Origin of the sequence: Heliorestis acidaminivorans, from assembly GCF_008933955.1 — a bacterium.
Lineage (GTDB): Bacteria > Bacillota > Desulfitobacteriia > Heliobacteriales > Heliobacteriaceae > Heliorestis > Heliorestis acidaminivorans.
Genome location: NZ_WBXO01000015.1, coordinates 1 through 14,681 on the forward strand (window position 1 = coordinate 1; position 14,681 = coordinate 14,681).

At 35.8% G+C, this 14,681-nt stretch carries 14 protein-coding genes and 2 pseudogenes; 9 read left to right on the forward strand and 7 right to left on the reverse strand.

Annotated features, from left to right (window positions below; genetic code table 11):
- Positions 1-179: 179 nt before the first annotated feature.
- The 3 genes from F9B85_RS13465 to F9B85_RS13475 all read right to left on the reverse strand — a co-directional run bounded on the left by F9B85_RS13465 (position 180) and on the right by F9B85_RS13475 (position 1,921).
- Positions 180-395, reverse strand: coding sequence for a hypothetical protein (locus F9B85_RS13465; protein ID WP_151621747.1), 216 nt, complete (start codon positions 393-395; stop codon positions 180-182).
- A 52-nt stretch (positions 396-447) separates the two neighbouring features.
- The gene (locus F9B85_RS13470; protein ID WP_151621748.1) at positions 448-1,428 is read right to left on the reverse strand and encodes an alpha/beta fold hydrolase; all 981 of its coding nucleotides are present in this window, start codon (positions 1,426-1,428) and stop codon (positions 448-450) included.
- Positions 1,429-1,636: 208 nt separating this feature from the next.
- Positions 1,637-1,921 carry a hypothetical protein gene (locus tag F9B85_RS13475; protein WP_151621749.1) on the reverse strand — a complete coding sequence of 95 codons (285 nt, stop codon included), beginning with the start codon at positions 1,919-1,921 and terminating at the stop codon, positions 1,637-1,639.
- 498 nt (positions 1,922-2,419) lie between these two features.
- Here F9B85_RS13475 and F9B85_RS13480 point away from each other — a divergent pair, with 498 nt between their 5' ends.
- Both F9B85_RS13480 and F9B85_RS13485 read left to right on the forward strand, forming a co-directional pair.
- Positions 2,420-2,728: a zinc-ribbon domain containing protein gene (locus F9B85_RS13480; RefSeq protein WP_151621750.1), complete on the forward strand. Its 309-nt coding sequence runs from the start codon at positions 2,420-2,422 to the stop codon at positions 2,726-2,728.
- 208 nt (positions 2,729-2,936) lie between these two features.
- On the forward strand, positions 2,937-3,416 hold the full coding sequence (locus F9B85_RS13485; RefSeq protein ID WP_151621751.1) for a CarD family transcriptional regulator: 480 nt from the start codon (positions 2,937-2,939) through the stop codon (positions 3,414-3,416).
- A gap of 146 nt (positions 3,417-3,562) precedes the next feature.
- On the opposite strand, the pseudogene F9B85_RS13490 reads toward F9B85_RS13485, so the two are convergent.
- From F9B85_RS13490 to F9B85_RS14495, 4 genes and pseudogenes are all read right to left on the reverse strand, one after another.
- Positions 3,563-4,144 (reverse strand): annotated as a pseudogene (locus F9B85_RS13490) (SpoVR family protein); the annotation flags it as partial.
- Between the two features lie 90 nt (positions 4,145-4,234).
- Positions 4,235-4,642 (reverse strand): hypothetical protein, encoded by a 408-nt coding sequence (locus F9B85_RS13495; protein WP_151621753.1) that lies wholly within the window; start codon positions 4,640-4,642, stop codon positions 4,235-4,237.
- Between the two features lie 9 nt (positions 4,643-4,651).
- Entirely contained in the window at positions 4,652-5,590 is a 939-nt protein-coding gene (locus F9B85_RS13500; protein WP_151621754.1) for a ParA family protein, read from the reverse strand.
- 583 nt (positions 5,591-6,173) lie between these two features.
- Positions 6,174-6,335, reverse strand: a complete 162-nt coding sequence (locus F9B85_RS14495) for a hypothetical protein (RefSeq protein ID WP_170270552.1) — start codon at positions 6,333-6,335, stop codon at positions 6,174-6,176.
- Positions 6,336-7,328: 993 nt separating this feature from the next.
- On the opposite strand from F9B85_RS14495, the gene F9B85_RS13505 reads away from it, so the two are divergent.
- The 7 genes and pseudogenes from F9B85_RS13505 (at position 7,329) to F9B85_RS13530 (ending at position 14,463) form a co-directional block, all read left to right on the forward strand.
- A complete protein-coding gene (locus F9B85_RS13505; RefSeq protein ID WP_151621755.1) occupies positions 7,329-8,168 on the forward strand; it encodes a DNA adenine methylase in 840 nt (279 codons plus the stop codon).
- Positions 8,155-9,438 (forward strand): type II restriction enzyme, encoded by a 1,284-nt coding sequence (locus F9B85_RS13510; RefSeq protein WP_151621756.1) that lies wholly within the window; start codon positions 8,155-8,157, stop codon positions 9,436-9,438. Before F9B85_RS13505 ends, F9B85_RS13510 begins: the two co-directional genes overlap by 14 nt.
- Positions 9,439-9,668: 230 nt before the next feature.
- Positions 9,669-10,613: an IS21 family transposase gene (gene istA, locus F9B85_RS14660; protein WP_279237796.1), complete on the forward strand. Its 945-nt coding sequence runs from the start codon at positions 9,669-9,671 to the stop codon at positions 10,611-10,613.
- Between the two features lie 8 nt (positions 10,614-10,621).
- Positions 10,622-10,687, forward strand: a pseudogene (locus F9B85_RS15075) (hypothetical protein); the annotation flags it as partial.
- A gap of 87 nt (positions 10,688-10,774) precedes the next feature.
- Positions 10,775-11,134 carry a hypothetical protein gene (locus F9B85_RS14665; protein ID WP_207707131.1) on the forward strand — a complete coding sequence of 120 codons (360 nt, stop codon included), beginning with the start codon at positions 10,775-10,777 and terminating at the stop codon, positions 11,132-11,134.
- A 2-nt stretch (positions 11,135-11,136) separates the two neighbouring features.
- Positions 11,137-11,850: an IS21-like element helper ATPase IstB gene (gene istB / locus F9B85_RS13520; RefSeq protein WP_243138237.1), complete on the forward strand. Its 714-nt coding sequence runs from the start codon at positions 11,137-11,139 to the stop codon at positions 11,848-11,850.
- A gap of 495 nt (positions 11,851-12,345) precedes the next feature.
- Complete coding sequence (locus F9B85_RS13530; RefSeq protein WP_151621758.1) at positions 12,346-14,463, forward strand: AAA family ATPase; 2,118 nt, start codon at positions 12,346-12,348, stop codon at positions 14,461-14,463.
- Positions 14,464-14,681 lie beyond the last annotated feature (218 nt).

Genomic DNA, 14,681 nt, shown 5'->3' on the forward strand with positions numbered 1-14,681 from the left:
AGTAGCAAGGGAAAAGCAAAAACGCAGACCCTGTCGTCGACCGCCTAATTGATGCATCCTTCATACAGAAAGGCGACTGTCAAGGGTCGCCGAAGGCGACGGCGAAGCCCTAGCCCTTGACTGGCGACTGGCTGTATGAGACCCTTCGGGTGGCGGTGACGACGTCGAATAAAGATACTTTATGTAATTCTACGAAAGACCGAGAAATCCACACTTAGTGGTGTCCAATAAAGCGGGAAGACCTCATCTCCAATTATGTCCTCTATATTGTCAAGGATTATCTTTTTATAATTACTAGGCAGCAAGGCGATTCCCGGTTTTACTGGGATTTCTTCTTCTTTTTTATTGGTAAGTATTTGCAAAAGCCTTGGGTTATAGTTGAGCTTGGTCTTCATCGTTTATCATTATTCCTCTCACTGTATGTAACCTTCAATTTTTTCCTTGCTTTCACGAAAAATTAAAATAAATATCCGTCACAGACTGTTCTTTTGGAATATTCCTTTCTAAAAAATCTTTTATCCGCTTATTAATTGTCTTCAATTCAGATATCAGTCCATGACCTCCTCTTTTAAAGGAAAGTAATTCAGCGTGCTTCATGTTTTTTTGAATAAACTCTGCATGTTCATATGTTACTAAGACATCATCTTTGGCATGAACCACGATAGTAGGAATTTTTATTCTTTTCATGGATTCACCAGTCAGTGGTCTGATCGTGGCTTCATGTATAGTCCCTGGTAAACGATAGCTCATTGGATGCATAAACTCCAACAATGCGTCAACATGTTTTTGGTCATCAGGGCTTAGAAGGCTATATGTCTGCTTTGAAATTCCTATCATATCTAAAAATTGAGCTTTGAATAGATTCAGTACTAGCCAATAAGTAAAGTCATATCTTTGGATGAAGTTTATGACTTTTGTGCTTATTGGTACTTCATCTCCCATGAACATAGATACAGCTGACACTAGAACCAGAGCGCTACTCCGGTCAGGAAAGTCATGTGCAAATTGCAATGCTGAGGGGCCTCCAGCTGATACACCGAAAATGATTGCTTTGTCAATTTCCAAATGCTCAAGAAGTAGATCATAAAGAATAGCTTGATTTTCTACTGTGGATTCTGCCAAAAAGGGAGAGCGTAGATAACCAAAACGGGATACGGAAATGTACTGAAAACCATCGCCAAGAAATGTTTTGCCCATAAGAAGGCCTTGGTCATAACCACCTCCTGCCCCATGAATCAAAAGAACAGGAGTCCCTTCACCCTCGACTGCATACTCGATTTCACCTTCGTTTGTTAAGAGTAATTCACTCCCTGCCAGTACCCTTTGATGTGCATGATTTATGTCATTACGATACTGAATGTACAATATTATAAAAAGGATTAACATGGCAGTACCTATCATTAAAAAAATCTTAGTTATTACTTTCAACCTTCTCTCACCATCCTTAACTTATCTATATAATACCAATGAAAAAGGCCACAGGTTAAAAAGATTTTAACCTGTGACCTTTTTTTGAGCTTTAAGAAAGTCTTCCGTTGGGATCACTTTTACAATTTTGAATTCATCCATGGTAAGCATTTTATCTCCCCAAAACCTTTTAATGCTATTATATATCCATCCTGCTACCCTTTAGTATTTACACTTCTTCCTCAAAAGAAGTAATCTCATTAATGATTTTAGTCCATGTTTCTTCATTTAATTCCCCTTCTGGAAAATCAAAAGTAAGATAATCATATCTCATTGCATAGCCGCATAGAAGATTTTCTTCTGCTGAGATGGTGTACGAATAGTGATCGTTCTCTATGTACAGATTAACTCTCTGATTTTCTTCGATTAACTCATACTCATACTTCATACCTGAGATAATAGGTGTAGTAGCTCGTAATTGTTCCAACCGCTCTTGAATTTGTTCAATTTTCATTTTTTTCTCCTTAATTTTTCCTCATGTGTCGACAGAAGCTGTGGAATATCAACACCAACTAAACCACAAACTGTAGTCACTGCCTTTATCTTCTCCGTTAACTCACCGATATCCTATTTCATATTATAAAAAAATATAGACTAACTTATAAGCTTGAAGCTTCAAGTCTCCAAAAATGGTCGTGATCAAATTTGATAGTTTTCCCATAATGTTAGCAATTTAATATGTTTGAGATTTTTTTTTGGGGGTAAGCTAATAGAAGTATGGGCTAAAACATTACCGTCCCTCCCCTATTGGTCTTACTATGAATAACAGTTTTGCCACGGGATGTCTGATAATATTGAAAAAATATTTTCCAATACCTTGCACAAGTAACCATTTTCGTGTATACTTTCCAAGTAGTCCTTATTCGGTGAAACGCTATTCTTCTCATTTGCCAATGGCTAGGGAGGTTAGACGGATTTCCCTAGAAAGGGCAAATTATGAGGAGGTTTTTTTATGTTTCAAGACAAAGTTTTATCCTGTAAAGATTGTTCTGCCGAATTCGAGTTTACTGCTTCTGAGCAGGAATTCTACGCAGAAAAAGGTTTTACTAACGAGCCAGGCCGCTGCCCTCAGTGCCGTGCAGCTCGCAAAGCTCAAAACAACAACAATAACAGAGGCGGATACCGTCAAGAACGTCAAATGTATCCAGTAACCTGTTCTTCTTGCGGTGTTGAAACAACGGTTCCTTTCGAGCCCCGTGGTGACAAGCCAGTTTACTGTCGTGACTGCTTTCAACCCCAGCCTCGCAATAACCGCTGGTAATATCTCAATAAATACGAAGCTCACCTTAATCGGTGAGCTTTTTTTCTATTTGTTCAGAGGTTTCTATGAATGCTGACAATGCTTTTAAGTAACTGTTTCAAAAAATAAACCCAATAAAATCTTGACACTTAATTTTTTTTTTGATAAAATTAAATTTTTTATAAAATTATGTGCTATAATATACATAAGAATATGAGGAGGTGGCTTCATGTTTCAAATCGGCGAAAAAATCTTGTATCCAATGTATGGTGCATGTGTTGTCCATGCTATTGAAGAAAAAGAAGTTCTGGGGAAAAGTCAAACTTATTATATCGTAAATATCCATCATAATAACATGCAAGTGATGTTCCCTTGTAATAACGTTGAGAAGTTGGGAGTACGGCCTGTTGTTGAGCAAAACGTTTTGGATAACGTACTCAACACACTTCACGACGGAGAAACAGATGCAACCATCAAGGCAACTCAAAGAAACCGACATTATTTAAACAAAATGAAAAGTGGTAACATCTACGAAGGAGCAGAGGTCATCCGCGACTTAGTTCGATTAAATAATAATAAAAAACTAGGTTTTGCAGATAAGAATATGCTAGATAACGCTCGTGAAATTTTAACTAGTGAAGTTCAGTTAGTAAAAGGTATCACTCATCAAAAAGCATCAGAATTGCTAAATGAGGTTGTTAATATTTAGATAGTATTACGTACTCTACTGTAAAAGGTCAGAGGTTAAAAATATTTTAACCTCTGACCTTTTTTTGCGCTTATGGTCTAAGTCTAAACAGTCAGCAGGGTCCAACTTTCCCGTTAGATACCAGGTTAAGGTATTTTATCCATGGTTCAAAGATACTTCCGAATAACCTTCTCCCCATTATAAGTAAACAAAACTTTCTTACTGTCAATCACAGTCTCAAGATGCACAGCCTTCTGCCAAAAGGTATAGACATGAGGCAAAGTCTTCTCTAAGTAAAGGATATCTAGCTCCACACTTTCGTAGGCATGACGTAAAAAAAGTTCACCCGAGCGGTTATAGTCACCATCTTCTACAAAAATAGTCGGAAAGCCACAGTTGGTCATTTTCTCCACCATTTGATCCCTTACCTTTTCCCAATCCTTTTCTACTACCTGCCACTGATTGCCTACTTTTTTGTAGATGTAAAGGTCTAGATCTTCGACCAGCTCTTTGGTGAGATAATTACGCAGGAAAGACTGGTCTGTTTCTGTTTCTCGTACTTCAAAGATCTTGTCACGACCATAGCGTTTCTCAATATCTTCAAACATTTTCAAACCCAGATAGTAAGGGTTGATGGACATACGTGATGGCTGAACAACCTGGGCGTGCATTTTGGCAAACTCCCAAGCGTCATTTTCCGTCATCTCCATTTCACGCATGATGCGGAGGTGCCAGTAGGAAGCCCAACCTTACGTTCGTGAAGGTGCTTAAATACTTACTAAGTCTCGCCCTATAAGAAAAGAGACCTCGCAGGTGGTTACTGGAGGTGCTTAGGTTACCTAATTATTTCTTTCGTTTTGTATCATAGTATCGAGTCGTAGCCGTTCAAAGTGTTTCAGTATACTATGAGCTAAAGTTTCAATGTTGTTTCGGGCTGATAATTGTAACGAGAGTTTTTCCGCTAAAGATAAAAGACCACTCTTTGAGTTAAAAATTTTATGATTTTTTAAAAAATTTGATAATTCATCATTTTTCATTTCTGACATCTGTAATATTAGTTCATCTGTGATAAGAATGCTATTATTAGCTTCCTCTTCTTTAGCTCTTATTTCTTTTTTAGTATTAGACTTTTTTCTATCAATAGTCCGATATATATCGTCTAAAGCCTCTTGTAAAGGAATATCTCCAAATAAGTCAAGAATATCTGCAGTTTTTCGCAGTATTTTGGAAACTTCTGAAGTATTCATGTAATTACCTCACACTATTTTTTTAATAAATTCATCTACTAAATCAGTTAAATATTCAGATTGTTTTTTTGCATTAGGGTTAGATCGCGGTAAATACGAGTGTGCATAAACTGGCAAGTTCACAGAAGCAGCAACAGAGATTCCATCTCCATCCGTAACGTACTTTTTAAATACATCTCCTGGATGTTGCAAACTTACAGACTTAAATGCCTCCGCATGCGTTTGTTTAGGCCCTCCATTTCGTTCATCAACCATATTGAAGATAATACCACCAAATTTAGTTTCGTTGTAGATTTCTTCAATACCAGCATAACTATGCATGCCATTAAAGTCTTTATTAAAACCTTTCATATAGTCTTTAATCAAGGAAATACCAGTTGTAGATAAAAAGTCTGGAATTGCTGGTACAACATAGTAATCACTCGCATAAAACGCGTTTTGTGTTACAAGATTAACGTTGGGCGGACAATCCAATAATATGTATTCATACATGTCTTTTATTTGCGAAAGAACTCTATTGAGAATAGCTAGTTTTTCGATTTCATTTCTTGTTTCTTCTTTATGATCTCTTCCAGCTTTTCGACTTCTAGCTAGTGTCAGATCAAGAAGCACTAACTCTTGATGGGATAACATAATATCTACGTTACTATAAACTATTCCAGGAGACCTGTTTACGGATTTCGTTAAAATAACATCATTTGCAGAAATTTTAGAATCATTGAAATAGCCATCAAATATTGACTTTAATGTAGGAGTTTTCTGTTTGTAGACTTTGTTAACGTAATCTTCAACGCCTAATGCTAAAAAAGATAAATTACATTGAGGGTCCAAGTCTACTAAAAGAATCCTACCTCTTGTAGCTCTATTAAGTCCAATACCAATATGAAGCGTCAGAGTTGTTTTTCCAACGCCTCCTTTCCAGTTTATCATGCTAATTACTTTTGCCATTGATATACCATCCTCTCTATATTTTTATATCAATATATCCTCATTCCGAATAGCAATTACTTAATTGTAATATTTTACACGGGAATATTGAAAATACTGTGAGTTTTTTTGTAATTTACATATTACGGTTCCAGAGAGCCACTATTCCGGTGGTAGGTGAGCCACTTCTCCGGAAAAAATGAGCCACCTTTCCGGCGGTTTTGAGCCACAACACACAAAGCTACTAACACCGCCTAAGTGCCGTACCCGTTCGAGACTGGCGTCTGTCAATGGGCCTCGAAGAGGCGGGCGGAGCCCCTTGCCATTTACGACGGCTGGCTCGGATGGACAATCCAGGCGGCGGTGTTTGTGCGACTGCTGTAAATAATGCACTTTCCCGTTAGTGGCTCAGCTTCCGAAAGGGTGGCTCAAACAAACCGGAATAGGCGCTTAATATAAACTACGATCAATTATACTCGTCCAGCCTCAACGATTAGGTGACTGCAGTGAACGAATTGACTGGTCGTGATAATTATATATTTATTGAAGTAACTAATAGCCAACTGAGAACAAATCCATTCTCACATTGACGGTTAAATAATAATTAATCTTCTGTTGAAGCTACTTCTTTATTTTCAATCTTCGTCTTATATTGCAATAGGTGAATATACGATTCGGGATCTATACCTTTCATATAGGCCATCCAACCATCTAGCCAAGGTTGTAATTTTATTGATTCTTCTACTGGCAGTGACTTCTTGTTCAAGTTAAATATCGCCGACTTTATAATTTTTTTGTTTTTTTCCGATACCTACTCCTTGATTCCTAATTACAGGACCAGTAATCTTTTTCTGTTGCCTAGGTCCTAAAATTCGTGTTTTTTTGTATTTAGGAAAAAACTTTCACTTTCAATAATGTCCTGTATTACTGGTTTTGCCCTTAACACTTTTTGTATACAATTAATACGATTTTTTTATTAACTCCTTATGATTAGTAAATGCCCCTAATTCAGCTATTGCACCTTGACTTTCTAAGCAAATCACCACAGCGTGGACACTTGAGGCTAAAAGATTTTCTAGACTTAGTAAAATTAAGCTTTGTATTATAAAGCAAATCTGAGAAAACATCTTCTATAAAAAATATTATAATTCTTTGAAAAGTCGCGTTGACACATAAATTCATCGCGGAGTTGCCGACGTAAACTGTTTGAGTTATTTAAACTAGCACCAATTAGAAACAAAGAAATCTTGTCGTTTCTTAATTTAGGAAAAACTTTTTCATACAATTCCTGTGCAATGCTGTGATTAAAATCCCCACGATTATCACTCCAATAAATTGCATGTAACAAATTCCATTGTTATAATTATACTACATATTTCTTGGAATTCCTTCTTTCTTTTGTATTTTTCTTCAAAACATGAATTGAGAATATTAGAAAAAATAGAAAACCTTTTCAGTGCTCTCTAATAACAATTTGAATAACCCACTTTTTGCAATCAATTCTAACACCAAAAAGAAGATAGACCTAAAGTATCGATCAAAAGTAGTAGGAAGACTTGAAGTAATGGGGGAATTAAGATAAGTCAAAATGAGTTGGCTTAATTCTGAGCTGGCTCTTTTTTTTTTGAAATCTGAACTGTTCCTTTAACTTGACGATTTAATCATTTAATAGTTTTGTTGAAAATGATATGATAAAATAGGTAATTTGTTTGTGCATTTTATAGAAGTTTTCAGCAGGAGCGAGGTTAAAGGTTAAAGTATGACTAAGAACAAATTAGCCCAGCCTTTTTTGAAATGGGCTGGAGGAAAGCGTCAGTTGCTTCCTGAAATTCGTAAATATATTCCAAAGAAAATAAAAACCTACTATGAGCCATTCATAGGAGCTGGAGCTGTCTTGTTCGATATTCAACCAAAGAACGCAATAATAAATGACATAAACGTTGAGTTGGTTAATATTTACAATATCATAAGAGATAATGCTGACGAGTTAATTGAAGACTTGAAAAAGCACGAGAATACCCCTGAATATTTTTATGCAATTCGAGATCTTGACCGACAAAAAGAATACAAAAGCTTATCTCCTGTGGAGAGAGCTTCCCGAGTGATTTACTTGAATAAGACTTGCTTCAATGGTCTTTTCCGAGTAAACAGCCAAGGGCAATTCAATGTTCCTTTTGGTAAGTATAAAAACCCTCAGATTGTTAATGAGATAATAATTAGAGCGGTTCATAACTATTTAAGTACAAATAACGTAACCGTTTATAATAAAGACTTTGAGGAAGTCTTGGAGACAGCCAAAAAGGGCGATTTTATTTATCTTGATCCTCCATACGACCCTGTTTCTGATACGTCCTCCTTTACAGGTTACAGTTTAAACGGATTTAACAAGGAAGACCAAAGAAGGCTTGGATATACTTTCGTTGATTTAGACAAGCGAGGTTGTAATGTTCTCTTGAGCAACTCAGCAACGGACTTCATCAAGGAATTATATGAAGGTTTTCATATTGAAATAGTCTCAGCAAGTCGAAACATTAATTCAAAAGCTTCTGGCAGAGGTAAAGTTGATGAAGTGTTGGTGAGAAATTATGAGCTTAACTGATAACGCTTGGGAAACGTTGTTTGAACGGCATAATATCTTGCAAGAAATAGAAAGCAATGGTTTTTTTGAAATAGATGCCAGACAAATTAGGGCTGTAAGAGAACCGAGGCTAATGGCAAAGTTTGACCATTACAGTAATCTTCCGACTTTATTTAAACAGCATAACCTTTCTATTTTACCGCTTTCTCGTTCCAGCTATATTATTGGACAATTTGAGGTTTATGAAAGGGTTAATTACAACCAAAAACTAAGACCGATTCAAGTTGATTTTCCTCAAGATATTTCAACGATCGACCCGACAAACCTTTATTCTGAAACCTCGGCTCTCCATTGTGCTCACATTACTGGCATGATAGAAGACGTTCTCGGAGAGCAAGCTTTCCAGACCATTTCTGGGAGAATGTCTTCAAGGGAATTTGATTTCAGGATAAGAACGGCAAACGGAAATGAGAGGAAAATTAACATTAGAAACTCACAAGTTGAAATTGATGGAGGATACGAAAGCCCTTCTCAGTTTATGATTGTTGAAGCCAAAAATGAGACGGTTGACGACTTTTTGATTAGACAGCTTTATTACCCTTATCGTCTATGGCGAGAGAAGACTCATAAGGAAGTAAAGCCAGTTTTCTTTACATACTCCAACGATATTTTCAGTTTCTTCATTTATGAATTTACAGACCCAATGAGATATAACTCATTAAGACTTATCGAGCAAAGGGACTATATTATTGCTCACGAGGATATTCAACTTGAGGATGTTCTTCATGTTCTGGATACAACTCAAATTGTGGGCGAGCCGCAAATTCCATTTCCCCAAGCCGACTCATTTACAAGGGTTGTTGACTTGCTGGGCTTACTTGTTGAGAACGATTTAACCGCTGAACAAATAACAAGGAATTACAACTTTGATGTTCGGCAAACAGGTTACTATACAACCGCTGGAATGTATCTCGGCTTAATTGAAAGATATAATGTTCCTCCTTCAAGGCTTGCTCATTTCAGATTAACCAACGCTGGAAGAGAAATAATGAGAAAAACAACAAAGGGGAAATTCCTCAGTTTAGCAAGTCGTATCCTTTCTCACGAGCCATTCCGACAAGTAATGATTGAATATTTACAAGTTGGAGCTCCTCCAGAAAGAGATAGAGTTGTTCAAATTATGCGAAGTTGTAACTTGTATAACATAAACTCTGACTCGACATATAGAAGACGAGCTTCAACAATTTCTGGTTGGATTAATTGGATTTTAGAATTGCCAGAAACTTATTAATAGAATGACGGAAGTGATCTCAAGGATTGGCTTTTGTTTATGGCATTATAAAAATGTAGGGTATGGCATTTAATTTGTGCAGACCCACTGGAGACTGTGCATAAATAAAAAAGACCACTTGCCAACATTCCTTAAATACTCTTACACTTCCTGTTGTGACAAAGTCGTGCAGGAGGTAATCAAGGAGATGTTGGCAATGGCCGAGATTAATTATATCAGAGAATTAGCACATAAAAAAAGATTGCAGTTATTCACAGATTGCAAAACGCATGGAAATAGATCCTCGTACAGTAAAAAAGTATGCAGAGAAGGAAGATTTCAGCCCAGAGGCAAAACCTAAGCAAACTAGGATATCAACGGTCATGGTGGACTCAGTAAAAGATATCTTAGATAAGTGGATATTAGAGGACCTGAAACGAAAGAAAAAGTTTCGTCGTACAGCTAAGAGAATGTGGGAGATATTAAAGAAGGATTATCAATTTAAAGGGTCAGATCGAACCGTAAGGAACTATGTATCTAAACGTAAAAAAGAATTGTTAAACGAAGCCGATGATGCAGCTCTACCACTAGAGAGTATGCCAGGTTCTGCACAAGTAGATTTTGGAGAAGCTCCTTTCACCTACCAAGGAGAAGAAATGGTTTTACCCTTTTTGGTGTTATCCTATCCCTATAGCAATGGCTTTTACTTTCAGGTGTTTCCTTCGCAGAACAAAGAATGTTTTCTAGAAGGCTTGAAACGCATATTTCACCATATGGGAGGCGTTCCAAAAACCATTCGCTTCGATAATCTCTCAGCTGCAGTGAAAAAGATATTGCCAAATGGGGAACGGCAGTTAACAGAAGAGTTCCAGAACATCGTTCTTCATTACGGGTTTAAGTGTGAATTTTGTAACCCAAATAGTGGAAATGAAAAAGGCCATGTGGAGGCGATGGTAAAGTACATAAGAAATAACTTTCTTCTCCCCGGTCCTCATGTGATGGATCTAGATGAACTGAATAAGGAATTGTGGAAACTCGCTGAAGAGGATCGGGAACGCGAGCATTATGAAAAGAAAACACGTATATCTGAACTATTTGAAGAAGATAGAGAGGCCTGCCTTGTTTTGCCGGCTAAGGAATATCAATGTGTGAGATATGAAACTCAAAGGCCGATAAATATGGCTATGTCAAGGTAGATAATAATTTGTATTCCACTTCTCCAAGGTTTGCATCAGACAAAGTGTTAATTAGACTTACCTATAACAAAGTAGACATACTTACGGATGATCATCAATTGGTAGTAAGTCATTCGCGTTTATATGGTCAATACAGAAAATCGATGAAGTGGCAACCCTACTTGAATTTAATGGCCAAACGTCCTTTGGCACTTAAATATACTACATTTTATGACCAGTTACCAACAGAATGGCAGACCTATTTTGAATCCTGTACAGTCATAGAAAAACAAGAAGCTCTCAAGTTGCTAGCAACCGTTTTAAAGGACTACGGTTTCGCAAAAATTATAGAGGCCCTTACCATTGCATCTGAACATGGACACCCTTCTGTTGAATCTATTAAACAAGTATTCTACCAGCTCTTAAATGGCAGAGGTATAAGACAAAACATACAACCCAAAAAGACTATACCAAACATGCCAGAAGCAGTGAGAGGTCTAGCACACTATGACCAGCTCCTGAAAGGAGCTGACCTGAATTGAATGTGCGTATCCAAGAGTATGCCAAACGCTTGAAACTAAGCTGGATCAGAGAGCATTATCATGAAATAGAAGCAACATCGAATGAGGAATACATACTTCGATTGTTTGAAAAGGAAATCCAACAGCGTGAAGAACGCAAGATAAATTTATTGCTTACTCAGGCTACATTGCCGAAAGTGAGCAACAATCCTTTTATATGGAAGGACATTATTCTAAGCCAGGGTCTTACACAGGATTATCTGTTACAAGGAACATTCATGGAACAGCAGGAAAATCTCATTTTTTATGGGGGTGTAGGAACAGGAAAAACCTTTTTAGCAACGTTAATTGGGCTAAATGCCATACAAAAGTATGGCAAGTCCATCAAGTTCTATACAGTGGCATCTTTGGTAAACCGCCTATTAGAGGCCAATGAAAAAGGAACCTTGAACCGACTTTTTAAGCAAATTGAAAAGCTGGATCTTCTGATTTTAGATGAATTAGGATATATTCCGTTACACAAACAAGGGGCAGAATTATTGTTCCAAGTGATTTCCATGTGTTATGAGACGAAGAGTATTATTATTACCACGAATCTACAATTTGGACAATGGAATCATGTCTTTGGCGATCCTATTCTAACAGAGGCGGTGATTGATAGACTCATCCACCATTCGCATTTGATTATGTTTAATGGTGATAGTCACCGCTATAAAGAGTCACTCATTCAAAAGTAAATTAGGTTGGCAAGTGGTACATTTTTAGATGCCGTTTTATGCATTTTTTACTTGCCAAATACAGCTTTTTCTATTTTATTGAACGGCTTCTCTTGAGAGAGCAGTCTCTATGGTCCTGGTCAATCCATGTCTTATTGCCGAGTAACTATCGTAAATAACTACTTCAATCTCTACTTTCCAACCCATAGCAACACAATAGGCTTTTAGGCGTGTCCTTTACTCATCAAGGGCCACGCCTTCTTTGGCTTGTTCATCTGTCGACACACGACAATATAAAACCAATGGGTGCTGAACGTGTCGTAAGCAGGCATGACATGAGTAAGACGAAAATTGTCAAAAAAAATGCTGCAAGGTTACAAATAATGGGCTATAATGGAAGAGGGAGTCGAAACAAAAATTGTAATGCAGATTTTTAATGGCTATTGCTGGGTCACTTAGTAGAATATAGTCGCACTTAGATACTCCCAATAGTATTTTTATTGAGGGGGAAATCTGATGAAACTTGATATTAAGTATTGTAATAGCATCGATAGTGGGTCTATTCAAATTAAAGAAAATTGCTTAAATATAAAATATGCGATAAATGGCACAGGAAAAACAACTCTAGCGAACGCAGTAGTTGCAAAAATAAGTGATAGTACAAGCTCTTCAGATACGCTTTTACAATTGAAACCTTTTAAGTATCGTAATCATAAGGAATTCAATCCTGAAATAGAGGGTCTTAATAATATAAATAAAATTTCTATTTTTAATGAAAACTATGTCAATCAGTATGTTTTCCTACAAGATGAATTGGTTAAGAATAGTTTTGAGATATTTATCAAAACTGATAAATACGAAGAAGGTATAAAGCAAATAAATGAATTGATAAGTGCAATCAGACTAACTTTTGTAAACAGTCAAGAAATTGATTTGTTAATTAATGACTTAACTGAGTATATCGACTGTTTTGGGAAAGCTAAAACAGGGTACTCTGCAGCTGGTAGCTTAGGAAAAGGTATTGGTAAGGGTAACAAAGTTGAAAATATACCGGAAAACCTTAAAGTATACGAAGAATATATAAAACACGATAGTAACGTCAAATGGTTAAAGTGGCAGATGACAGGAAATGAATACATTGATATTTCAGAGAATTGTCCGTATTGCACCTCGGGAATAAGTGGAAAAAAAGAGACTATCTTGGCAGTTAGCAAAGAATATGATTCAAAAGTAATAGAACATCTGAATAAAGTAATTGGGGTTTTACAGCGCTTAAGTTTCTACTTTACAGATAAGACAAATGAAAATATTAAAGAAATAATTAAGAATGTTAATGGTTTAAAGCCTGAACAAATTAGTTACTTATTAGAGATTAAACAACAGACTGAAGATTTAAGGCAAAAACTATACGACATTAAAACAATTGGATTTAAAACCTTAAAAGATGTTAACAAAGTAATTGAATTGATAAGTAAGTATAAAATTGACTTAAAATATTATTCTCATTTAAATACGACTTCTACCGAACAAAAAATTAATTCTATAAATTCTTCTTTAGACGATGTTTTAGCTAAGGCAGGTAAACTTCAGGGTGAAGTAAACAAGCAAAAAAAGCATATTGAAGAGACGATCAAGATATATAAAAACGAAATAAATTCCTTTTTAAAGTATGCGGGATATAGTTACCAGGTTGATTTAACTGAAGAACAGAATGGGACCTATAAACTTAAATTAAAACACAATGACTATTTAGAGAACATCGATAATGTTAAAGTACATTTAAGCTACGGAGAACGAAACGCATTTGCTCTAGTCTTATTTATGTTTGAAACAATTAAAAGTGACCCTGATCTGATAATTCTTGATGATCCAATATCATCATTTGATAAGAATAAGAAGTTTGCAATAATAAATATGTTATTTAGAGGACAAAGAAGTTTAAGAAATAAAACAGTAATTATGTTAACACATGATTTTGAACCAGTAATTGATATGATTTATAACTTACCTCATAAATTTAATCCTGTTCCTAATGCGTTTTTCTTAGAAAATATTGATGGAGTTTTAACTGAAAAAGAAATACTAAAAACTGACATTAAGACATTCTTAGACATTACTAAAGAAAATATAGTTATTCTTGATGAAGATATTAACAAAATAGTCTATCTCAGACGTTTATTTGAGATTAATAAACAAAAAAACGAAGCGTACCAATTGATATCCAACCTCTTGCACAAGAGAGAAGTACCATTATATAAAGAAAATGGTGCAGAACGTCAAATGACAACTGATGAAATACATAACGCTATTATTCAAATAAAAGAATGGATTCCCGAGTTCGTTGATTATAAAACATATTTTGACCAAGTAAACGATATAAAAAACTTAATTCGTTTATACAAGAAGTCCCAAAACAATTACGAGAAACTGCAAATATATCGAATTATTGATAACTCTAATCACGAGAATGATATAATTAAAAAATTTGTAAACGAGGCTTTTCATATAGAAAACGATTATCTGTTTCAGTTAAATCCTTGTAAATATCAATTAGTTCCTCGTTATATAATTAATGAGTGTGATAAAGATATTGAGAATATTGAAAAGAACATAGAAATGGCTGTACCGGCTTAATATAGAAGTTATTGATTTCCAGTATTCCTTGTTCAGTAATTTCTGATTTGGTCAGTATTGATTACTCATTATTTTTAAGGTCATTAAAATGAGTCACCTTTCCAGGTGGTTATGAGCCACAACTCACATAGCTACTAACACTGACCCGTACCCGATTTGTTGAACACCTAAGAGTGAGATAAAATACTCTTAGGGAGGGCGATGAAAATGCCAAGAAA

What these genes read in the sequence shown, in the direction of transcription:
- F9B85_RS13465 (WP_151621747.1), bottom strand. Translation starts at nt 395, where the DNA reads ATGAAGACCAAGCTCAACTATAACCCAAGGCTTTTGCAAATACTTACC.
- F9B85_RS13475 (WP_151621749.1), bottom strand. Translation starts at nt 1,921, where the DNA reads ATGAAAATTGAACAAATTCAAGAGCGGTTGGAACAATTACGAGCTACT.
- F9B85_RS13480 (WP_151621750.1), top strand. Translation starts at nt 2,420, where the DNA reads ATGTTTCAAGACAAAGTTTTATCCTGTAAAGATTGTTCTGCCGAATTC.
- F9B85_RS13485 (WP_151621751.1), top strand. Translation starts at nt 2,937, where the DNA reads ATGTTTCAAATCGGCGAAAAAATCTTGTATCCAATGTATGGTGCATGT.
- F9B85_RS13495 (WP_151621753.1), bottom strand. Translation starts at nt 4,642, where the DNA reads ATGAATACTTCAGAAGTTTCCAAAATACTGCGAAAAACTGCAGATATT.
- F9B85_RS13500 (WP_151621754.1), bottom strand. Translation starts at nt 5,590, where the DNA reads ATGGCAAAAGTAATTAGCATGATAAACTGGAAAGGAGGCGTTGGAAAA.
- F9B85_RS13505 (WP_151621755.1), top strand. Translation starts at nt 7,329, where the DNA reads ATGACTAAGAACAAATTAGCCCAGCCTTTTTTGAAATGGGCTGGAGGA.
- F9B85_RS13510 (WP_151621756.1), top strand. Translation starts at nt 8,155, where the DNA reads ATGAGCTTAACTGATAACGCTTGGGAAACGTTGTTTGAACGGCATAAT.
- F9B85_RS13530 (WP_151621758.1), top strand. Translation starts at nt 12,346, where the DNA reads ATGAAACTTGATATTAAGTATTGTAATAGCATCGATAGTGGGTCTATT.